At 48.5% G+C, this 22012-nt stretch carries 22 protein-coding genes; 5 read left to right on the forward strand and 17 right to left on the reverse strand.

The annotated features are described in order from the left end of the window. Window positions 1–57: 57 nt before the first annotated feature. The gene (locus BMW71_RS13225) at window positions 58–1515 is read right to left on the reverse strand and encodes a BamA/TamA family outer membrane protein (RefSeq protein ID WP_317041149.1); all 1458 of its coding nucleotides are present in this window, start codon (window positions 1513–1515) and stop codon (window positions 58–60) included. 85 nt (window positions 1516–1600) lie between these two features. On the opposite strand from BMW71_RS13225, the gene yidD reads away from it, so the two are divergent. Further along, the gene (gene yidD / locus BMW71_RS13230; RefSeq protein ID WP_092174941.1) at window positions 1601–1813 is read left to right on the forward strand and encodes a membrane protein insertion efficiency factor YidD; all 213 of its coding nucleotides are present in this window, start codon (window positions 1601–1603) and stop codon (window positions 1811–1813) included. Between the two features lie 11 nt (window positions 1814–1824). Here the strand turns inward: yidD and BMW71_RS13235 are convergent, their stop codons facing one another. From BMW71_RS13235 to BMW71_RS13255, 5 genes are read right to left on the reverse strand one after another with little or no spacing between them, the layout of a single operon-like run. Next, window positions 1825–2922, reverse strand: coding sequence for a prolipoprotein diacylglyceryl transferase (locus BMW71_RS13235; protein ID WP_092174642.1), 1098 nt, complete (start codon window positions 2920–2922; stop codon window positions 1825–1827). A gap of 26 nt (window positions 2923–2948) precedes the next feature. Then, window positions 2949–4811, reverse strand: a complete 1863-nt coding sequence (locus tag BMW71_RS13240) for an NAD(+) synthase (RefSeq protein ID WP_092174645.1) — start codon at window positions 4809–4811, stop codon at window positions 2949–2951. A 35-nt stretch (window positions 4812–4846) separates the two neighbouring features. Further along, a complete protein-coding gene (gene rnc, locus BMW71_RS13245; RefSeq protein WP_092174647.1) occupies window positions 4847–5590 on the reverse strand; it encodes a ribonuclease III in 744 nt (247 codons plus the stop codon). 2 nt (window positions 5591–5592) lie between these two features. Next, the gene (gene fabF / locus BMW71_RS13250; RefSeq protein WP_092174650.1) at window positions 5593–6846 is read right to left on the reverse strand and encodes a beta-ketoacyl-ACP synthase II; all 1254 of its coding nucleotides are present in this window, start codon (window positions 6844–6846) and stop codon (window positions 5593–5595) included. Between the two features lie 19 nt (window positions 6847–6865). After that, complete coding sequence (locus tag BMW71_RS13255; RefSeq protein WP_010855324.1) at window positions 6866–7102, reverse strand: acyl carrier protein; 237 nt, start codon at window positions 7100–7102, stop codon at window positions 6866–6868. 148 nt (window positions 7103–7250) lie between these two features. On the opposite strand from BMW71_RS13255, the gene BMW71_RS13260 reads away from it, so the two are divergent. Continuing rightward, complete coding sequence (locus BMW71_RS13260; RefSeq protein ID WP_092174653.1) at window positions 7251–7679, forward strand: IPExxxVDY family protein; 429 nt, start codon at window positions 7251–7253, stop codon at window positions 7677–7679. Window positions 7680–7691: 12 nt separating this feature from the next. Beyond that, the gene (pyk, locus tag BMW71_RS13265; protein WP_092174655.1) at window positions 7692–9122 is read left to right on the forward strand and encodes a pyruvate kinase; all 1431 of its coding nucleotides are present in this window, start codon (window positions 7692–7694) and stop codon (window positions 9120–9122) included. A 97-nt stretch (window positions 9123–9219) separates the two neighbouring features. On the opposite strand, the gene BMW71_RS13270 is transcribed toward pyk, so the two are convergent. Genes BMW71_RS13270 through BMW71_RS13290 form a run of 5 tightly spaced genes read right to left on the reverse strand, consistent with a single transcriptional unit; the run spans window position 9220 to window position 12956 of the window. Next, window positions 9220–10785, reverse strand: a complete 1566-nt coding sequence (locus BMW71_RS13270; RefSeq protein WP_092174658.1) for an NFACT RNA binding domain-containing protein — start codon at window positions 10783–10785, stop codon at window positions 9220–9222. A 1-nt stretch (window position 10786) separates the two neighbouring features. Beyond that, entirely contained in the window at window positions 10787–11548 is a 762-nt protein-coding gene (locus BMW71_RS13275) for an MBL fold metallo-hydrolase (protein WP_092174661.1), read from the reverse strand. After that, window positions 11545–11823 carry a hypothetical protein gene (locus BMW71_RS13280; protein WP_092174663.1) on the reverse strand — a complete coding sequence of 93 codons (279 nt, stop codon included), beginning with the start codon at window positions 11821–11823 and terminating at the stop codon, window positions 11545–11547. Before BMW71_RS13280 ends, BMW71_RS13275 begins: the two co-directional genes overlap by 4 nt. A gap of 1 nt (window position 11824) precedes the next feature. Continuing rightward, window positions 11825–12205, reverse strand: coding sequence for a response regulator (locus BMW71_RS13285; RefSeq protein WP_092174665.1), 381 nt, complete (start codon window positions 12203–12205; stop codon window positions 11825–11827). Next, window positions 12198–12956 (reverse strand): response regulator, encoded by a 759-nt coding sequence (locus BMW71_RS13290; protein ID WP_092174668.1) that lies wholly within the window; start codon window positions 12954–12956, stop codon window positions 12198–12200. The genes BMW71_RS13285 and BMW71_RS13290 overlap by 8 nt, the downstream gene beginning before the upstream one ends. A 47-nt stretch (window positions 12957–13003) precedes the next feature. On the opposite strand from BMW71_RS13290, the gene miaA reads away from it, so the two are divergent. Next, a complete protein-coding gene (gene miaA / locus BMW71_RS13295; RefSeq protein WP_394333692.1) occupies window positions 13004–13936 on the forward strand; it encodes a tRNA (adenosine(37)-N6)-dimethylallyltransferase MiaA in 933 nt (310 codons plus the stop codon). Here miaA and BMW71_RS13300 read toward each other — a convergent pair. From BMW71_RS13300 to BMW71_RS13320, 5 genes are all read right to left on the reverse strand, one after another. Continuing rightward, on the reverse strand, window positions 13908–14276 hold the full coding sequence (locus BMW71_RS13300) for a hypothetical protein (protein WP_092174673.1): 369 nt from the start codon (window positions 14274–14276) through the stop codon (window positions 13908–13910). The genes miaA and BMW71_RS13300 overlap by 29 nt on opposite strands. 1 nt (window position 14277) lies before the next feature. Next, entirely contained in the window at window positions 14278–15252 is a 975-nt protein-coding gene (gene pfkA, locus BMW71_RS13305) for a 6-phosphofructokinase (RefSeq protein WP_092174943.1), read from the reverse strand. Between the two features lie 158 nt (window positions 15253–15410). Then, window positions 15411–17219, reverse strand: coding sequence for a translational GTPase TypA (typA, locus tag BMW71_RS13310; protein WP_092174676.1), 1809 nt, complete (start codon window positions 17217–17219; stop codon window positions 15411–15413). A gap of 117 nt (window positions 17220–17336) precedes the next feature. Beyond that, entirely contained in the window at window positions 17337–17783 is a 447-nt protein-coding gene (locus BMW71_RS13315) for a hypothetical protein (RefSeq protein WP_092174678.1), read from the reverse strand. A gap of 112 nt (window positions 17784–17895) precedes the next feature. Further along, a complete protein-coding gene (locus BMW71_RS13320) occupies window positions 17896–20049 on the reverse strand; it encodes a glycoside hydrolase family 31 protein (protein WP_092174681.1) in 2154 nt (717 codons plus the stop codon). Between the two features lie 123 nt (window positions 20050–20172). On the opposite strand from BMW71_RS13320, the gene BMW71_RS13325 reads away from it, so the two are divergent. Then, window positions 20173–21549, forward strand: a complete 1377-nt coding sequence (locus tag BMW71_RS13325; RefSeq protein WP_092174684.1) for a DUF3748 domain-containing protein — start codon at window positions 20173–20175, stop codon at window positions 21547–21549. A 1-nt stretch (window position 21550) separates the two neighbouring features. Here BMW71_RS13325 and BMW71_RS13330 read toward each other — a convergent pair whose 3' ends face one another. Beyond that, window positions 21551–22009 (reverse strand): hypothetical protein, encoded by a 459-nt coding sequence (locus BMW71_RS13330; protein WP_092174686.1) that lies wholly within the window; start codon window positions 22007–22009, stop codon window positions 21551–21553. Between the last annotated feature and the right edge of the window lie 3 nt (window positions 22010–22012).

The raw sequence follows: 22012 nt of genomic DNA on the forward strand, positions 1-22012 counted from the left end.
CAATTGATAACCTAATATAATGCAAAAAAATGTAATTTAACAACAAAAAAAATAATTTTATAAAGGAGCCCGAACGTTGATGAAAAAGTTTCCGGTTCCGGCATTGTTGAAGGAATATTCAAAGCGAAAAACGGTGTCGTAAATACCAATAAGGTCCAGACCAAACCCATATCCGGAAAGGTAGCGGTTGGTCAATCGGGCGTTTTCTGGAATTCGGTTGGCATCCCTGACAAACCCCTGATCGAAATTCGCACTTAAGTAAAGCTGGAAGGGAATCACCGAAAACTCTTCAATGGGCATAAAATCGGAAATATCGAAGGCGATATTCAGCAATTCGTACCGGAGGCTGTTTTTATGTACGATGGTTTGTTGGCCTTCAATCACATTCACTTCATAGCCCCGAATAAAGTCCGGACGGTAGCCAATCCCTCTGACCAGTGTATAGGGTTGACGCGGGCTGAAAAAGGCAGACCCCGAAATTCCGGTGGCAAAGTGAAACTTTTTACCCAGTCGGGTATAGGTACTGGCGAGCACGGAAAACTCGGTTTCACTAATGTCGTCTCCCGAAAACAGCCCATATTGCGTCAGACTCAGGTCCAGCAAGGTGCCTTCCGTCGCGTATGCCACATTGTCCCGGTTGTCGTGGCGGTACCGGTAGGTGGCCATAAAATATTTCAGTCGCTGACTGCCGTGGGTAAAGTAATTCGGATTCTGCTCCAGTACGTCCGCATGGATCCGGGTGTTGTGGAAGCCTGCCGTCAGGTAGTGGATGTTGTAGAAACTGCCGCGAAAACTATAGGTTAGGAAGGCATTGAGGGTTTTCCGAAGGACATCCTCAGCCTCGTTTCGGTAAAAAAACTGTTTGTTCTCAATGGATCGTATGGGGATGTTTTTGTTAGTAAAATAATTGAATTTTGCGGCCAACCCATGGAGCTGATTTTTGTCCAGGTAGGGAATGCTGTAGTTTAGGTCTACCGCCTGGGTAAAGCCCAGTTGCCCGATGACACGTAACTTTTCGTTTCTTCCGCCCACGTTGTTGTGGTCCAGCTTTACGCCGTAGTTGACCCGGGAAAAATCCCTTCCCTGGTTGATCCACCATTCGGAAAAATTTCGGTCGGCCAGGTTAAAAATCAGGCTCGGTAAAATGTACCACCGTTCTTTTAATGATACGAGCAATTCTACCTGTTCATCGGCAACAAACAAGGGAGTCAACGTGGCCGTCGTAAACAATTGTAGGTTGTAGATTTTTTTTTCATCGGCCAAAAGCAATTCCACAAATGCCTCCCAATCGTAGGTCACGCCCGTTTCGATATCCATTTCCCTCAAAATAATATTTCGTCGGGTTTTTTCGTTTCCTACTACAAAGATGTTATTGACCGTGACCCGCTCGGGAGGGTTGATTTGTCCGGAAGGATCTTCTGCCGGAATCTGCTGCGCCGGCAGGGAAAGACTCAGCAAGCAGCTGGCCGCGCAGAAAATCAGGAACTGGAAGAAAATGAAGGGTCGGTACGTCAAAACAACCGGGGTTTTTGTAAAGGTTTACAGAACTTAAATCACTAATTTTAACTTATTAGAAGTAAATACGATACTTGTGAATAAAATAGCTAAGAAAATCGCCATTTTTCCTATTTTGATTTACCAATACGCACTATCTCCATTGTTTCCAAGATCTTGCCGGTATTATCCGACCTGCAGCCAGTACACCAAAGAAGCAATCCTGAAACACGGAGTGTTCAAGGGAGGCTGGCTTGGAATCAAGCGGATTGGACGCTGTCATCCTTGGGGAGGGCAGGGCCACGATCCGGTGCCTTGATGTTTTCCGGATTAAGCGGTCGTTTTTTTGGATTTTAAGGAATAGAGGATTAGCCCTATCCCGGCCAATACCAGCGGTATACTCAAGGCCTGTCCCATATTGAAGGCCAGGTTATCCTCGAAGTCCACCTGATTCTCTTTGAAAAATTCCCAAACAAAGCGCATGCCGAATACCGACACGAGAAATAATCCCAGAAGCAGTCCTTCGGGAACGGCCGATTTGTACCGTTGCCAACCCAGGTACAGGAACACGAAAATCAGAAAGTAGGTGAGCGCCTCGTAGATCTGCGTGGGGTGCTTTGCTATGCCAAAGGTTTTGACTACCGCGAGGTAATGGTCGCTTTTTTCGGTGATTTCCATGTTTAACGGAGCCTCGGGGTCCTCGGCCATGTACTTTTTTGAACTACCGAAGCGCGTAAGGGCATACTTGACGTCTCTTTCCAAGACGGAGGCAAGGTTGCTTTCATCGAATCCGCCTTTACTGATCTGTATGTCGATGTTTACCGGTACCCTACCGTTTCCCGCTAACTCGTTCTGACGGTTTTCCGGTTTGTAGGCAGTGATGGATTCAATGGGGAGGTTCATCGTACCCAGTATTTCTTCCACATCGCGGGCAAAAACGAATCCACTGTCACTACCGGTGGGTTTTCCGCCAATTTCAGAGTTCATCAGGTTACCGATTCGAATCAAGGCTCCAGTCAGCGCAACGACGATTACGATTCGGTCTACCACCCACAAATACGATTGCCCAGGCGTTTTTTTTGCGTAGAGCCAAAGAGCAAATAGAATACCAATGGCGGCGCCGTGGCTGGCAAGTCCGCCCTCCCAAACTTTAAGGATGTCGATGGGGTTACTCAGGTAGCGCGCAGGTTCGTAAAACAATACATGTCCGAGTCGTGCTCCTAGAATGGTTGCCACCACCATGTAAATGGTCAGTCGATCCACAAGCTGCTCGTCTTGGCCTTCTTTCCTGAAAAAGTGCACCACGATTTGCTGGGAAATAATGAATCCCAGCGCAAAAAGCAGGCTATACCACCTAAGCCGATCAAATCCCGAAAAAACAGCGGGGTTTGGGCTCCAAACCACGTAATACAAAATGCTATTGATCATTGCGTTTCATTATTTTTTGCTATCGCCTAGTTATCATCCGCTAAATTCTGCATCTCTTCAAGTTCTTTTCGGTAGCCTCCCGATAAAATAGGAAAACGGTACCAGGTTTTTGGATCAACGTTGAATTCATCCAGGTGAAAGGAGGGGGCCAGCCGCTCTCTTTTCCATTGGTTTCGGGACCACAGGCTAAAGAATTTGGCAATGTACCTTTTTAATACAGACGATTCAAGAGAAAGTTCTTCTTTCAGGATCAGGTACGTATCCACCGGAGAGCGCCGGTCACGAATGGCCTGCCGTTCGATGGCGGTAAGGATCGAATAGGGCATCAGGTCCTCTTCATCCGTCTGCCGCGATTCCAGGGGGCGTAGTTCTGCCGAAGGCTGCAGCGCATTTACCGCGTTTAGTCCGGAATACCCCAGTTTTTTCTCTGCCCACCGAAGCCATTGCAAGATAAAGTCTTTTGGCACTGCAGCTATCGGTGAAATGCTGCCGCTCGTATCTCCATCCATGGTGGTATATCCCACATCCCCCTCACTACGGTTAGAGGTACTCAGCAGCAGGGCCTGTTTGATATTTGTCAACATCCAAATAATGGGCGATCGAGCCCGGGCCTGGATGTTTTGCAGGGCGATATCGTCCCTCTGCCATTCCAGCGATCGTCCCAAGGCGGCTTCGATTTTTTGCGTATATCCGGCCACTTCCTCGTCAATGGACCACTGATAAAACGTGGCGCCCAGACTGTCGGCCAGGGTTTTTGCGCTATGCAGGGTGTCCGGGGAGGAATTGCGCGTACTTTGGTAGGCTGTAGTCAGCAGTTTGCCTACGATATCCGGTAGACTACTTTTGGGATCAATATCATCGCTGCGGTGAATTTTTTTCAGAAAAAGGGGCGTTCCCAGGCAATCGATGCCTCGTTTTACCATTTCGGCCACCAATACGGCAATGGTGGAGGAATCTGCCCCACCGCTCAGGGAAAGGACAAAGCCCTTGCTACGGCTTTTTCGCAGGTAGTCAAACAGCGCCAGAGAAACTGCCGCCGTGAATTCTTCGTTTTTGTTGTGTCGGCTTCGGTACCCAGGTTGACTTGGCGCTTCTTCCGGGGAGAATTGAATGGGGACCAACTGGAAATCCTGAAAGGACAACAAGGGATTTTTGTATAAGATTTTGCCCCTGTCGGCAAAGAGAATTTCTCCGTCAAAGATCATCCTGCCACTTTCGTTGCCCAGCAGGTTGATGTAAAAATAGGCGGCGTTCAGGGATTCCGAACTTTCTTTTACGAGTATCTCCCGTTGTTCGCTTTTGCCCATGGCAAAATGGCTGGCACTGGGGTTGAAAATCAGCTCAACCTTTCGGTCTTTTAGGCGATAGCCGGGGCGCTGGGCACCTCTCCAGGCATCTTCGCATATCTCAAATCCGTAGCGAATGCCTTTTTTTTCGAATACCAGGTCGCCAAAGGGGACGGCGACGCCGTTGCAATCGAACTGCGTGAGTTCTCCCGCTTTCCAGGGGGTAAACCAGCGGCACTCGTAATGCACCCCGTCAATGGCCAGAAATTGTTTGGGAACAATTCCCAGTATTTTTTGGTCTTCCAGTACTGCCATGCAGTTGTAAAGCTGGTTGTTTAGCCGACAGGGTAGCCCCAGACAGACGGTTAGCTGCCGGGTAAGCGGCAGGATTTTTTGCAGGTAGGCAAGGGCTTTTTTCGGGTACCAATGACTCAAAAAGAGGTCCTCACTCCCATATCCCGTAATACTCAGTTCCGGGAAACACAGCAAGTCTACCTGTAGTTCTTTTGCTTTTTGGATGGCTTGTTCGATGGTATCTTTATTTCCCTCCCAATCCAATGGCGTTTGATTCAGGGTAGCACCGGCAATGTGTAAGTGAGGCATACGTAATTTTTCTATTCCCTTCGGGACTTGCGTGATTACAGGATAAGGTGAAGCTTTTCACAGGCTATTTTGGCAGCCTCTTGTTCTGCTTTTTTCTTGGTCGAACCCTTGCCTTCGGAAAAAGAAGATCCACTTATCGTGAGTTCTACCGTAAATTCTTTGAACCGCTGGCTGCCTGCTACAGACTTTAACACAAAATCGACCTCCTTGTTGTCTCGCTGAGACCATTCGATAATTTTACTTTTAAAATTGGTGGTCGTGGTAATGATGTTGTCCAAATCAAAGAAGGGGATAATCAACCGTTCGTAGACGAATCTTCGGCAGAAATAATACCCTCTATCTAGATAAACAGCGCCAATCAGCGCTTCCAAGGTGTCTCCATAGAGAGATTTAAAGGAATAGGGAACCTTCCCATCCATTTCGGTTTCGACTATTTTTGGAAGTCCAATTTTTTGTCCTACCTGGTTCAGGGATTCCCGGTTTACGATGCGGGAGCGTGTTTCGGTAAGGAAACCCTCGTCCCGGTAGGGGAATTTTTGAAATAAATATTCTGCGACCACGGTACCCAGTACCGCATCGCCAAGGTATTCCAGGCGTTCGTTGCTGATTTTTACTCCGGATTTTATTTCCTTGGAAGCGGATGCATGCCGAAAGGCAAGCCGGTAGAGCGATAAGTTTAAAGGCCTGCTACCCACCATGTTCTTTATAGCGGAAGCAAGCCTTTTGTCTTTCTTATCGTACGTTAGCTCCTGAATCCGGAGCAACCGAAGTACTTTCAAATTTATTCCTGGATTTTTTTGAAAATGATGGAACAGTTGTGTCCGCCAAATCCAAACGTGTTACTCAGAGCGATCGTCACCTCTCGCTCCTGGGCCTGATTGAACGTTAGGTTTAATTTCCCATCCACTTCGGTGTCATCGGTAAAATGATTGATCGTGGGGGGAATGAGGTTGTATTTCATGGCCATGATGCAAGCAATGGCTTCCACAGCTCCGGCTGCACCCAAAAGATGCCCCGTCATGGACTTGGTGCTGCTGATATTCAAGTTGTACGCGTGATCGCCAAAGATCTTTTGAATGGCTTTTACTTCACTCAGGTCTCCCAATGGCGTAGAGGTACCGTGCACGTTGATGTAATCCACCGCATCGGCAGAAATTCCCGCATCTTCCAGGGCAAATTTCATAACGTTAGCAGCTCCTCGTCCTTCCGGATGGGGAGCGGTGATGTGATAGGCATCGCCTGTCATGCCTCCTCCGATGAGTTCGGCATAGATGTTGGCGCCTCGGGCCTTCGCATGTTCGTATTCTTCCAGGATAAGCGCTCCGGCTCCTTCTCCCAGCACAAAGCCATCCCTGTCCTTGTCAAAGGGTCGGGACGCGGTGGCCGGGTCGTCGTTGCGCTGAGAGAGTGCTTTCAGGGCATTGAAACCACCCACACCCGCCTCGGTAACAGCTGCCTCGGAGCCCCCTGAGATGAAAATGTCTGCTTTTCCAAGGCGGATATAATTAAACGCGTCAATCAATGCATTGGTAGCAGAGGCGCATGCCGATACCGTGGCAAAGTTTGGGCCTTGAAAACCGTATTTTATGGAAATAAAGCCAGCGGCAATATCGGCGATCATCTTAGGGATGAAAAAGGGATTAAACCGGGGGGTCCCATCCCCGTTAACAAAATCCGTCACCTCGTCCTGAAAGGTCTTTAATCCACCGATGCCGGATCCCCAAATCACCCCGGATCGGGCGAGGTCGATGCTGTCCAGGTCAATACCCGAATCGTTCATCGCTTCTTCTACCGCCACCATGGCGTATTGCGTATACGGATCTATTTTTCTTGCTTCTTTTCTGTCTAGAAATTGCGCGATATCAAGGTTTTTTACCTCGCAGGCAAATTGGGTTTTGAATTGAGAGGCATCAAAACGGGTAATAGGCGCGGCACCACTTACACCCGTTGACAAGCCCTTCCAAAATTCCGGAACGGTATTACCAATGGGTGTAAGGGCACCTAAACCTGTTACTACAACTCTTCTTAAATTCATAAATGATTTTAAGTATGGGTTATTTTACGTTAGCTTCCAAATAGCTAACCGCCTGGCCAACCGTACCGATCTGTTCAGCCTGGTCATCCGGAATGGAAATGTTGAATTCCTTTTCAAATTCCATGATAAGCTCTACTGTATCTAGAGAATCGGCCCCAAGGTCATTGGTAAAGCTCGCTTCGGGAGTGACTTCAGATTCTTCGACGCCTAACTTATCAACGATAATGGCTTTTACTTTTTGTGCAATTTCAGACATTTTGTGATCAGTTTAGTTTAAACACTCCGCAAAGAAAATTATTTAAAACCTTAATGTCAAAAAAAAAGACAAACTAAATTAAGAACTTTCCCTCAGAGATAGAAGTTGAAATAAAATTTTTAACTTTGTTTTTTTAAATTCTTCCTGAATGAAGAAAAGCAAACTTCATGTTGAAACCTCGTTTGATTTTGATCTTTTAGGCCTTGTAGCCCCTTTAAAGGACTATAAATTGGCTTGGCTGATCAATCAATCGTTGGGGATTAATTTAAAAAAAACAGCGGATTATCAGATGGAATTTCTTCGCCAGCCGGATTTAATTATTTCTCAATTTATACTGGAAAAAGAGCATGGATTCGTGCAGTTGCTGAGAAACAAGTCGTACCCGGTCGGCGGACACTCCCGGTACCTGGTGCCGGAACTCCGGAGCATGGATTACTTTTTGGTCTGCCAGGACTTTACCTTTGAAGTGGATTTAAATACGTATATTGACGGCCTTTCCGGAGTGAATGGGATTCAGAGCATCGTGAAAATTGATATCAACAAGTTAAAATCAAAAGAAAACCTGTTAACATATTAAATATAACTAGAAATGAGAGTACCTATTTTTAATAAAACCAAAATATTAGCTACCATAGGACCTGCCAGCAATACCAAAGAAACCATCACCGAGCTGGTGATGGCGGGAGCTGATATTTTCCGGTTAAACTTCTCCCATGGCGATCATAGCATTCATGCAGACGTGGTCAAAACGATCCGTGAATTAAATGCGGAAATGCCATTCAATATTGGGATTCTACAGGACCTTCAGGGGCCCAAAATCCGGGTGGGAGAAGTGGAAAATAACGGGGTACTCATCAAACAAGGGGATCCCATTACCATTACCAACGAGCCGGTTATGGGAAATGCGTCGCTTGTCAGTACCGTTTACCAAAACCTGCCCAATGACGTGGTGCAAGGAGACCGCATTTTGATTGACGACGGTAACCTTGAACTGGTGGTTTTGAGAACCGACGGGAAAAACGTGGATTGCACGGTTGTGCATGGGGGGATTTTAAAATCCAGAAAAGGGATCAACCTCCCGAATACAAAAATAAGCGCCCCCTCACTGACGGAGAAAGACCTGATAGACCTGGAATTTGGTCTGGAACACGAAGTAGATTGGATCGCCCTTTCCTTTGTTCGCACCGCGGACGATATCCTGGACCTCCGGGAAAGAATCAGCAATGCAGGGAAAAGCTGTAAAATCGTTGCGAAAATTGAAAAGCCCGAAGCTCTGGAAAATATTGACGCCATTATTCAGGCCACTGATGCCATCATGGTTGCCCGAGGCGACCTGGGTGTAGAGGTACCGATGGAGATTGTTCCCCTTTGGCAAAAGCGAATGGTGGAGAAATGCAAATTGGCTTGCAAGCCCGTGATTATTGCGACTCAAATGATGGAGAGCATGATCGTAAATCCCCGTCCTACCCGTGCAGAGACCAACGACGTGGCCAGTGCAGTGCTGGACGGTGCAGATGCGGTCATGTTATCCGCTGAGACCGCATCAGGTAAATTTCCCATAGCCGCAGTAAAGGCCATGAGTAGCATCATTGATCACATCGAGGTCAATGCGGACATTTACCACAACCTGTACAAAATACCTGAGGATACCGATAGCTACTTGAGCAATAACCTCTTGCTCATGGCCAGCAGGCTATCCAGAAACGTGAAGGCTAAGGCCATCGTGGGCATTACCACCTCGGGTTTTACAGCCTTCCGGCTTTCCTCGCACCGTCCTTCTGCAGGTATTTTTGTCTTTACCCGAAACAAAAAGCTGCTGACCCAATTAAGTTTGGTTTGGGGCGTTCGTGCCTATTATTACGACAACAGCGAGTCCACGGATGCCACATTCCTGGACATTCAGGACAAGCTGAAGGAGGAAAATCATGTAAGTGAAGGAGATATCATCATCAATACGGCCAGCATGCCGCTGAAAGCCAAAGGAAGAACCAACATGATGAAACTACACGTCGTGGAATAATACAGGCCGTTTACTAGCAGAAAGCATTCCCGGTGTACCGGACTTGCACACAAAAACCGTTTTGGCTGGTTCCGAAGCGGTTTTTGTTGTTTTATGCTCAGCGCTCTTCCGGGCCTTCAGGAGGCACCATGAGGACCTTTTCCTTGTCGACCATCACTGCACCCGGTGCGGAGCCTTTGACCTTCCGCACATATTTACACGGAGTGTACATGACTGCGGCCAGGCCGGATGTTTTGCTTTTGGAATAATAGGCAGCCAGGGATGCCGCGCGCTCCAGTACGGGAGCGGGTAGTTGTTTGCCGGATTGATTCTTGATAATGACATGCGAGCCGGCTACGTCCTTCGCATGCAACCACAAATCGTCTTTCCATACATACCTTCGGAGCAATTCGTCATTCGAACGTGCAGATTTCCCTACCCATACTTCATAGCCAAGTACTTCAAAACGCTTGAAAGGCAATCGTTCCGACCTGGTCCGGTCTACCGTGCGTTCCTCGGACTTGACAAACGCTTTGAGCGACCGAAAATCCTGTACCGAGGCCAGTTCCTCTGTTTCCTGCTCCAGGTTGGACAATAGGGCTTCTTTTCGTGCCAGATTTTGGCGTACCTGTTCGAATTCTATCTTTTTATTTTTGCTTTTCCGGTACAGGTTTTCCGCATGCTTTTGCGGACTATGCCCCCGTTTGAGGCTGATTTCTATTGTTTTGTTGGAATAAAAATCGAATAATGCGACTTTTTCCGAACCGGCTGGAATCTGGTGCAAGTTGGCCATGATGATGTCTGCCAGTTGGCTCGGTGAGGCTTCGGCTTCCATAGCCGCTAATTTATCGCGCGTCTTTTGGATGTAGCTCTCCGTTTTTTTTCGCTGATCTGCCAATGAACGCATCAGTTGGTTTTTTTGCTGCTCAAAAGCTTGCCGAACCACCGCTTTTTGGTAATACAGGTTGGCCGCCGCTATGGGGTCCGTGGTGGTGTCCAGGGGGTTTTCACAGGGTAGTAAGGTCAGTCGGTATTGCTCCTCTTCCCGATAGATCGAAAACAGTGGGCTTTCCAACAGGTCCAGCAACTCGCGCATTAGCCGAAAACGGCTTTCCAGGCTGGCGGCAAGGTAGCCTTTTTCTTTCAACCAGGTCCTGGGTAGTTTGCCGAGCGTCGGGAGAAACGCGGAAGCATTACCCTCCAGGGAAGCGAAACGGTCCCAATCCAGCGATAAGGGTTTTTCAAGGTGCGAAACGAATACCTGTAGGTCTTCTACCAAGTCCTTTCGAAAAAGTCGCTGCGGGCGCTCCTGAAGGGAAGCAAAAAGGAGGATATTGGACCGGCTGCCATGCATCTTAAACAGGAGCAGCTTTCCAGATTCGAACTCAACGTAAAAAGCTCTTTCAAAGGAGAGCAGGTGGACCCTGCGGACCGTTTGCCCAATGAGCTCTGGAAACAAGTCGACGTTGTTTTTTTTGCTTCTCCGGAAATCTTCCGGAAAACTCAGGCAGGGAGTTGCGGGAAGGAGCAGTGCCCGAATAAAGAACGGAGGAGCGGTAACGGATGTGAATTCCATTACCAATTCGTCTTTGTTTTGAGAAAAACAGGCACCCAATGTCCGGCCTCTGGCCGTCGACTCCAATGCCGGACATAGAAAGCGGAAAAAATGGTAGTTTAGGTGCATGTCAGGAATGGATTTTCAACCCGTCGTAGGCCAGGTTTACGTTTTTGGGTAACTCTTCCTGTATTCGCTGGTGCATGCCCATTCGGTGGCTAATATGGGTAAGGTAAGCGGTTTCCGGGCCGATTTTTTCGATAAAGGCAAGGGCTTCTTCCAGGGTAAAGTGGGAGATATGGGGCTGGATTTGTAGGGCGTTAACGACCAGTACTTTTGTCCCTATGATCTTGTCAATTTCTTCGGGCGCGATGTAGTTGGCATCCGTAATGTAGGTAAAATCGGCTATGCGAAAGCCGAATACCGGTAGTTTGTGGTGCATCACCTCAATGGGAATAAACCGAATGCCCATTACATCAAACGGCAGGTTGCCTATTTCGTTGATCAGCACACGTGGGATTCCCGGGTACTTGTTCTTTGCAAAGACGTACGAAAACTCGGTTTTGATTTGGTTGAGAACCCGAGGGCTTCCGTAAAGCGGGATATCGGTCTGTTGACTGAAATTAAACGGCCGGATATCATCCAGACCAGCGGTATGGTCTTTGTGTTCGTGGGTGTAGACGACTGCATCTAACCGGGGAACGGACTCCCGAAGCATTTGCATACGAAAATCCGGTCCGGTATCAATGACAATGCTTTTTCCATCTTTTTCCAGGTGCAACGATGTTCGCAGGCGCTTGTCACGAAAATCCAACGACTGGCACACCTCACAATGGCAACCGATGACGGGGACTCCCTGGGATGTTCCGGTTCCTAAAAATGTGAGCTTCAAAGTTTGAGTTCCGTTTGTTTGAGTTCGGTAAGAAAATCCTGCTGTTTTTGGTTGGCGAAGGATTTGGGATTGAAATCCAGGGTCTTCAAAATATCGATCAAAGCATTGATTTTCCCTTCCAGCGTGAAGTACTTATTGATAATGACGATTTTTGTATCTTTCAAAATGCAATATCCGGACTTAAAATTTCCTTTTTCGTACCGCAGGTGGTACTCTGAGGCAGCAAAAACATCTTCCAGCTTATCCAAATAGCTTTTGGTATACTTAACGGGCATTTCAGTTGTCGATGTGCTTTTTCACCGTGGCAAGCAGCAGGTCGTAGTCAAGGGGTTTTTGAACGTAATCATTTAGTCCTGCTTTTTTAAAATCATCCAGGGTATAATTTTTATAATTGCCGGTAATGGCAATGATGGGGATGGTCGATTTTTCCGGATCGGAAAGCTTCCGTATCGCTTTGGTGCAGGAGATTCCATCCATCACGGGCATGTTGATGTCCATAAGGATTAGGTCAAAATTTTCCTTTCCCAACCTGTCTAAAACCTGTTGACCGTTTTTGACCGCCGTGATGTGAAAGTTTTCGAATAACAATACATTCTTGGTCAAGTTAATAATCACGGAGCTGTCTTCGGCCACCAGTACTTTTTTGGGTTCATTCATATTTCGAAAAGATTTTGTCGTTCTCAATAATTCGCTGGTAGGTTCTTAAACCTGATTCCAAACAGGCCATATCCGCCTCTATATCCGCCAAATTGGACTGTTTGATTTTTTTTTCAAATCCCGCTGTGGCCCTGTATATCGCCAACACGCCCAAAGTACCTGAATTTCCTTTTAATATGTGAAGTTTTTCTCCAATTTCATCAAATTTTTTTAAATCTGCCAAAATTTTTATCTCTTCGGTCAAATTTTTTGCTTCTTCAAGAAAATCAATATAAACGGATTTTATGTTTTCGATGCTGTGGTACTTGAGCAGTTGCCGGATAACGGCTTCATTCAATTCGGAATATTCCTCCGAATTATTGTCATCCGCCAACGAACTGCTCATATCGGGCTGCAAATGAAAATGAATCGTTTCGAGCAAATCTTTTGGTTTTACCGGCTTGGCAATGAAATCATCAAACCCGGTGGACAAAAAATAATCCCGATCTCCTTGATTGGAATAGGCCGAAATGGCGATTACCGGGATATTGGTGATGTCCTCTTCCCGGATGATTTTCAAACAGGAAATGCCGTCCAACTTGGGCATTTGTATGTCCATCAACACGATGTCATAGTTATTTCGTTTCAGTAGTTCGATCGCTTCTACGCCATCCGAAGCCGAATCAAAAAAATAGTTGTGTCCAATTACATTTTCGAATACCCTTCGGTTCAGTGCGTTGTCGTCTACGATCAGGACTTTTTTGTTTTTCATGAGTGAAATTCCTTAACTTCGAGTTTCTAGCTTAGGTTTGACAGATAGTGAAGCGCTCCAATCATATTCTTTTGGTCATTGCCGGTCCAACAGCAGTAGGCAAAACTGATTTGTGCATAAATTTAGCCAAAAAATTTAATACTGCGATAATTTCGGCTGATAGTAGACAATTTTTTCGGGAAATGGATATAGGGACCGCTAAGCCCGGAAAAGATGTCCTGGCGCAGGTAACGCATTATTTTATTGGCAATAAGTCCATTCACCAGCCCTACGATGTACGGGATTTCGAGCAGGACGCCCTGGATCTGATGGAACGTTTGTTCAAGGAGCATGAGCTGCTAATCCTTACCGGAGGCTCCGGACTGTACCTGGATGCGCTATTAAAAGGTCTGCATGAAATGCCCAGCATCGATCCGGAAATTAGGGATAAGCTCAATTGTGAGTATCGGCAGTTTGGACTACCCTACCTACAGCAACAACTGGCCCTCCTGGACCCGGCTTACTACCAGCAGGTGGATTTGCAAAACCCCCAACGACTTATCCGGGCTCTCGAAGTGTGCCTGGGTACCGGCCGTCCGTATAGTGATTTCCGTAAGAAGCGGAAATCACCAAGATTTTTTCGCAGCATTAAAATTGCGCTAGATCGCGAGCGGCAAGAACTCTACGATAGGATCGATCGGCGAATGGATGAAATGATTCGCCAGGGACTTTTTTCCGAAGCAGAAAGATTGTATCCTTACCGCCACCTCAATGCGCTCCAAACGGTGGGGTACAAAGAAGTCTTTGGCTTTCTGGAAGGCAGCTACGACCGGGAAGAAGCCGTCAGGCTGTTAAAACGAAACTCTAGAAGATACGCCAAGCGGCAACTCACCTGGTTCCGAAAAGATCCGGATTACACATGGTTTCACCCCGATGACTGGGAGCAGATGCTGCAGTGGATCGGCGACCGGGTTAAAGAGGGTGATGACCAAAAAGACTAGCAACGAAGGAATAGGGTTTGGTACCGATCAAGTTGTTGTATTCGTAGCGGGTTCTTTTCGCGCGACCCAATACCTCCTTGAGCGATTCCATTTCCGCTTTCTCGGCTGGATTACTCGTCGATTTAGCAGCGGAACGAAGCAGTCTTTCCAGCGAGTCCAATCCTCCGCCCTCCGGGTTTTGCTCTGTTAGCTTCAGCCAGCTACCGTCCCCCACACGCAAGACCAGCGTCTCCCAGTCCAGGGAAAACGCTCGTTTTTTCTGTCGCAGGTTTTGATGCACCAGTAGGACAAATAAAAACACAAAACCACCCAGCGTGATGAAAATCGGTACAAAGCCCATACTATATACTTAACAGTTCCTGAAGCCTCAGGTACTCCTCCTTCAGGGGTTTGCTTTTGGTAATGCATTCTTCAAAGGGCGTATAGACAACCTGATCGTTGATAATTCCAGCCATGCAGTTTGACTGCCCATTGATCAGGCCCTCAACAGCGGCCATGCCACTACGACTTCCCAGAATTCGGTCTTTGGCTGTGGGACTACCGCCTCGTTGTATATGACCCAATGTGGTGACTTTAAACTCTTTGTCCTCACCCTTGAATTCGGATTTTACGCGTTCCATGATATCCGCAGCCCCGCCTTCTTCGTCGCCTTCTGCTACGACGACGATGCTGGACGTTTTAGACTTCCGCAGGCCCTTTAGGGACTTTACCACGTCGTGAATGGTCGTGGTGGTTTCCGGGACCATCACCAGCTCTGCTCCTCCGCCGATTCCGCATTCAATGGCTATGTACCCGCTGTCCCTTCCCATCACTTCTACAAAAAAGATGCGGTCGTGTGCCGCAGCCGTGTCTCGTATTTTGTCGATGGCTTCCAGGGCTGTATTTACCGCCGTATCGAAGCCAATGGTATAATCGGTGCCGTAAATGTCGTTATCAATGGTGCCCGGACAACCTACCGTCGGGATGCCAAACTCTTCATAGAATATTTTGGCTCCCGTAAAGGTCCCGTCACCACCGATGGCAACCAGGCCATCGATGCCGTGTTTGCTGAGTTCCTCAAAGGCTTTTTTTCTCCCTTCCTTGGTTCTGAATTCCTCGCTGCGAGCCGATTTCAAGATGGTACCGCCTCGTTGCAAAATATTGCTAACCGACTGGGACTGCATTTTTTTGATGTTGCCGTTGATCATGCCATCATACCCATACATGATGCTGTACACATCCAGTTTATGGTATATTCCTGTCCTCACGACGGCCCTTACACAGGCATTCATTCCGGGAGAATCTCCTCCTGAGGTAAAAACTGCGATTTTTTTCATAGGTACATTTCCGTTTTTGGTGACTTTCGGATAAACGATCGGCATAGGGCTGCCCGGTTTACCGATCCGGTTCAGCTTATAAAAATAAAGAAATAAGCCCAATACCTTCGCATTAGACAAAAAAAGGATGGAAAAAATCCATCCTTTCGTTTTTATGCTTATGCATTTTGCATCTTCGAAGCGCGGTTCCGTTCGTTTTCGTCCAGGTGGATCTTACGCATTCGGATACTTTTTGGCGTGATTTCCAGGTATTCGTCCTTCTGAATGTACTCCATGGACTCCTCCAACGAAAATTTCCTGGCAGGAGCAATTCTTGTATTGGTATCCGAACCGGAAGCCCTCATGTTGGTCAACTGTTTTCCTTTTTGAACATTCACGACAATGTCGTTGTCTCTGGAGTGCTCACCAATTACCTGTCCGGTATACAATTCTTCGCCGGGATCCACAAAAAACGTACCCCTGTCCTGCAGTTTATCAATGGCATAGGCCGTACATTGTCCGGCATCCATAGAGATAAGGGAGCCGTTTATTCGTCCGGGAATTGTCCCTTTAAAAGGTTCGTAAGCGGAAAAACGGTGATTCATAATGGCCTCGCCCTGTGTAGCCGTGAGTACATTATTTCTGAGGCCAATCAATCCCCTGGAAGGAATTTTAAATTCCAGATGCTGCAAATCCCCTTTCGGCTCCATGACCAGCAATTCGCCCTTCCGTTGGGTAGCCAATTCGATCACTTTACCCGCCGAAGTTTCGGGAACGTCCACAAACAGAGTCTCTATCGGCTCGCATTTTACGCCGTCGATGGTTTTATAGATTACCTGTGGTTGCCCCACCTGCAATTCATAACCCTCTCGACGCATGGTCTCAATCAAAACCGACAAGTGCAAAATACCCCTGCCGTAAACCAAAAACTTATCTTCGCTATCCGTTGGCTCCACCCGCAGGGCGAGGTTTTTCTCTGTTTCTTTGATCAACCTGTCCCGAAGGTGTCGGGAGGTCACAAACTTACCCTCTTTTCCAAAAAAGGGCGAGTTGTTGATCGTGAAAAGCATGTTCATGGTGGGCTCGTCAATGGAAATGCGTGGCAATGGCTCCGGATTTTCCAGATCCGCCAGGGTGTCTCCAATCTCAAAACCTTCAATGCCAGTGATGGCACAAATATCTCCGGTTTGTACTTCGGTGGCCTTTACTTTCCCCAAGCCCTCGAATACGTGCACTTCTTTTACCTTTACCCGCTTGGTGCTTCCATCGGCTTTGCAAAGCGCATACTGCTGCCCTTCTTTGATTAGGCCCCTTTTAACCCGTCCAATGGCTATACGCCCCACAAAATTGGAGTAGTCCAGCGAGGTGATTTGCATTTGGGTGGTGCCTTCCTCGATTTTTGGCTCTGGAATGTATTTGACAATGGCATCCAATAGAGGAAGGATGGAGTCGGTAGGGTTTTTCCAATCGGGGCCCATCCAGTTATTTTTTGCCGAACCGTACAGGGTGTGGAATTCCAATTGTTCTTCCGTGGCATCCAGGTTAAACATCAGGTCGAATACCGCCTCGTGAACTTCATCCGGACGGCAGTTTTCTTTATCTACCTTGTTGACAACCACGATGGGTGTAAGACCAAGTTCCAGCGCTTTCCCCAGTACGAATCGGGTTTGGGGCATGGGGCCTTCAAAGGCATCAACCAGCAGGATTACTCCATCGGCCATCTTTAGGACACGCTCTACTTCCCCTCCAAAGTCGGCGTGACCGGGAGTGTCAATGATGTTAATCTTGATATCTTTATACCTCACGGAAACGTTTTTGGAAAGAATGGTAATGCCTCTTTCCCGTTCCAGGTCGTTGTTGTCCAAAATCAGATCATCAAACTGTTGATTTTCCCTGAAAATTTTTGAGACATGGATGATTTTGTCCACCAGGGTCGTTTTTCCATGGTCAACGTGTGCGATGATCGCAATATTACGGATACTCTGCATGTTAATTAAATTAAGGTGCAAAAGTACAAATAATATTTTGAAAAAGGAGGATTTGTTTCGATAGATAATAATTTGTTAACGGCTAATTACCAGTGCCACAGGCGATCCTTCCAAATCCTACCGAAGCTCAAATGGACGACTTTTAAAAACCACGTGCGTTCCAGGGTAAGCCACTTCCAAACTATTCTCGGCAGTTACCAGGATCAGGTTTGGGCGAAACGAGGTGCTGGTCTCAAAGGATGCTTTTCCCCGATTGCTGAAAATACCACTGTTGTTCGCAATTTCACCCAGTTTTTTGACTCCCTGCTCGGGTGTATCAATCCATACCAGGTAGTGTTTCTTGGGAGGACTCAAGCGTTCGGGAAGTGCCAGATGCGAGACATTTAAAGCTACCTCATAGGTTCCGTCCTTCGCTTTGGTGACTTTCGCTTCGGGATGGGCCGCAGGAACTACCCGTGAAACGGGGAAGGTGATTTTCGTAGAACACGCAGTAAAGCCCGCAATCAGCAGCGTAAAAACAATGAATTTCCATACCGGGACGTCTAACGCAAATGCAGGTTTCATAAAGCAAAAGATAAAGTAAATAATACGTTCATGTACTGTACCAACACCGATACGTACGAATTAGTTACAAAAAACACGCGTTTTTGGTAAACCGGCCCATTTTCATGCAGGATCATTCCTCCAAGCTCATGAACTTCCAACGTACCTTTCCAATGGTATTGGGTTTTCCTTTGGAAGCAGGCGAAAGCGTACCTTTCCAGTTTCCTTGCCCATCCTTCTCCACTTTCAATTCCCTCCAGGTAAAGTTACCGTTTTCGAAGTCAAAGGAGTAGCCATCGTCGTCGTAGTACCAATAGGTAGCGGCTTCCTTGCCGTAGTGCCGGATTTCCAGATCTACCCGTTCATTCGGTCCAGGTGCATGCAGCCTTGGTTCCATCAAGGGAATGAGGCTGCCCTCGCGTACAAATACGGGGATCTGGTCCAGGCGCGACCGGACCTCGATGATTTCACCGTTGCCTACATAGCGGCCATCGTAAAAGTCGTACCAGTTACCTTTTGGCAGCAGCACGCTTCGGGAAGTATCACCCGCAAAAAAGGGTGCAACCAGCAGCGAAGGTCCGGCCATGTACTGGTCTTTTATTTCGCTTTTAATCGCCTCCTCGTAAGGATTGGATTCCAAGTCCATGGAAACCTTGGGCTCGCCGATTGGTTTTGCCTCTACGAAGCCCGGTTCCAGATTCATGCCCCGAAAGGGAGGAATCCCTTCGAAATGATACTGTGCAAAACTGGAATACCAGTAAGGGATCATCTGCATCCGCAATAGGGCCATGGCTTTTATTTCTTCTTCTACCTCTGGATAGGTCCAGGGCTTTGTTCCGCTGGCCCAGGCGTTTATCATGGCCATGGGAGAAAACACGACCGTTTGGAATCTCCTGAGCCATTCTTCGGCCGTATCTGACGCCCGCGCTTCCGGTGTCCATAGCAAGCCCGAATAGCCGCTGTTGATCAAGGCCGTGATGAAATCCCGGTGGTTGTAGTAATCGTTGTAAAGAACGTAGGGAAAAGAGACGCCGCCGCCGTTGGAAGCCCTTACCAATCCCCAGGTGCGGCGGTTCTGCTCCCGAAAGAGCTGTGCGCTTTGTTTTTGGACGAGTAGTCCATACGTTTGACGCAATTGTTCGGCCGCAAGGCCGGAGGGAAAGGTCGCTACATCGGGCCAAAGCCAGCGATCGTATCCGTCTACCTCATCTATTTTGTAGCCACCCACGCCAATTTCTACATGATCGCGTGTAAAGTTTTCCCAATAAATCTGCTGTGCCGCTGGCATGCTGAGATCGGGTACCGCTCCTGCCCAAACGGTGTGACTGCCGTAATAGGGTGTAAGGCTGTTGTAAAACGTAGCATCCGGGGAAACGTAGGGGTTCATCCAGAGATTTAAACTGACACCCTTCTCTTGTAGGGTTTTGACCAGTTGCGCCGGATTGGGAAACCGTACCGGATCCCAGGCAAAGGTGTTGGGGTAGGATTTGCTTTGCCAGCCGGGCTCCAGCCCGACAAAATCCAGGGGAAAGCCCCGGGCTTCAAATTCATCCACTTCCCGGACTACCTCTTCCTGGCTGTACAAGCGGTGTACCCGCTGGGTAAAGCCCAGTCCCCAGCGGGGAGGCAACGCCCCCCCGCCATTGAGTAGATTAAACCGTTGGATGGCTTCCAGTGCAGTGGGGCCAGCAAACACATAAACGGTAACCCCGGCCGCCGGCACCATTACTTCTACCGCGTCGGAATAGGGGCTTGCCGTCCATTTGGAGTCCGTGTTGCGGTCGCGCGCTTCCGGCGGGTCATCGCTATCCAGCCGGGAGGCCGACCCCGCATAGACGTCCAGGTAGCGAGCCGAGTTCACAAACACACCGTATCCCCGGTCCGAGACATAAAACGGGACAGGAGCATGGGTTCTTCCGTTATCTGTTCCGCCGTAATGGTCCACATGAAGTCGCAAGATCCGTCCGCGCTGGTGTACCGTCTTGAAATTTAGGCCAAAACCAAAAAGCTGTTCGCCCCGTTCCAGCGGGAATCGTAAATAGGTGTTTCCATCCCGCTGAATCCCGGTAATTTCTCCTTGGTTCAGCGGGAACGCTTCGGCCCCCAATTTTTCCAAGGCAGCCAGTTTTGCTTCAGGTTGAGCGGCAGACGATAGATCGTAAGACTCCGGCACGCCGCTGCTGCCTTTCCACACACCCGGAGCAATGGGTTCCCACTGGATTTCCTGAGAAAAAGTGGGGAGATTGAGTAAAAAAAGCAAAAGTAGGGCAACTGGAAAACGGTTCATGGGTTGTGCTTGACGATGAGCAGGGAAAAATGGTGAAAAATCCCGACTTATGAAACCCCTTTGCTACGAGTAGTACAAATCCTGGCGGCTTTCGTATATTGGTAATCGGTTTTTTCGTTTCATATGATACCAAGTTTGCTAAAAGCGTATTCCCTTACAGGACTTTTCCTACTCGCATGTATCCATGCGGGAGCCCGGCAAGAATGGGCGATCCGGCAATTGACTCATGACCTCTATAACCACGAATTGGATCACAACCAAAATTTTTCTCCGGATGATCACTGGATAGTCTACGACACCCGGCCCAATCCATCTGGAATCGCCCAAAACCAACGCATTGAGCAGGTAAACGTCACCACGGGGCAAATTCAATGCCTGTACCAGGTACCGGAAGCAACTCCTTACGGTCCCGGGCTGGGGGCGGTCAGCTACCACCCCCGGGAAAACAAGGTGGTGTTTATTCATGGGCTACCCCATGCCGATTCCCTGAAACCCTATGCGGGACATAGGCGGTTGGGAAAAATTGTCGACGAAGACGGATCCTATTGGATGGATAGCCGGGATGTGACGGAACCGTTTACGCCCGGAGCCTTGCGTGGCGGCACGCACCGGCACCACTGGAGTGGCGATGGAAATTGGGTAGGGTTTACCTACAACGACGCGATAATGGTTGATCTGGAAGCGAAAACCGGCAAGGCTCGCGACCTGCGTACCCTCGGCGTAGCCAAACGGCTCGGCCCGACGGTTCGGGTGGATCCGGGAGACCCTGGAGAAAATGTACAGGGTAACTGGTTTTCCGTGGTGCTGGTAGAAGTTGTGCCGGATCCCAAGCCCGGAAGCGGGGAGATAAGCCGAGCGTACAGTGATTGGTGGGTAGGAACCTCCGGCTACCTCAAAGAAGATGGTACCCGGCAGCTAGCCAGGGCATTTTTAGGGGACATGGTCGGGCGCAATGGAAAGAAATTTACCGAAGTATTCCTCGTGGATATACCGGAGGCGATCGACAACCCCGGTGAGAAAGGACCGCTGGAGGGCACCGCCGGGAAAATGCCAGCCCCTCCCAAAGGCGCAACGGTACAGCGATTGACCCACACCGAAGACAGAAAATTTCCGGGGGTGGCTGGCAGTCCCCGACATTGGGTGAGTTCATCCATGGATGGAGCCTATGTAAGTTACCTGGCGAAGGATGAGGCCGGGATTGTGCAGGTTTTCGTCGTGCCGACTGTCGGTGGAGACCCGGTTCAGGTGACCCATCACCGCAGCTCCGTGCAGAGCATGGTGCGCTGGCACCCATTTCGAAGGGAATTTGTTTACGTATGCGAGAAAGGCCTTTTTATAGGAGAATTAGACGCAGCGGGGAAACCTGGCGTACCAAAAAAAATCAGCCCTGCATTTGAACCTGCACCTTTTTCGCCGGTATATTCCCGGGATGGCAACCGGCTGGCATTCAACCGCTACGTGGAGGGATACATTCAGGTATTTCTGGCGGATCGACCCTAATTCAGTCCTTCAGTTCGTACCAGTCAATGTCCGTAAGCGGAGGTCTTCGTCCGGATTTCACCGGGGCATAATTCTCCGCGAGGTAGTCCAGAATTGCTACCTCCTGTTCGCCCAGGTCCCAAAGGTTTTGTGTTTGTTGCATCCATCGGATCATTTTCTCCCAGCCTTCCCGATCGGCCCGATTTTGGGTGACCAGCTTTGCGGAATGGCAGGCAGTACAATGGGCAATTACCAGGTGTACGCCCTCGGAGGCAATCAGGCCCGTTGGTGTATGAATACCGTTTTCGATGGCTCCGTCTACGTCATCTACCGGAAGCGGGGCTTCCGCTTCTCGCATTTCCCCGTCTTTGAGTACGGTTGGTGTCTCGGACGGAAAGAAATAGAACATCAGGCCGGCTAGCACCAATACCAGGAGGCCGGCACCGATTAGCAGGCGAAGGTTGGCAGGAAGGTGTTGCATGAT

This window comes from Cyclobacterium xiamenense (assembly GCF_900109255.1).
Lineage (GTDB): Bacteria > Bacteroidota > Bacteroidia > Cytophagales > Cyclobacteriaceae > Cyclobacterium > Cyclobacterium xiamenense.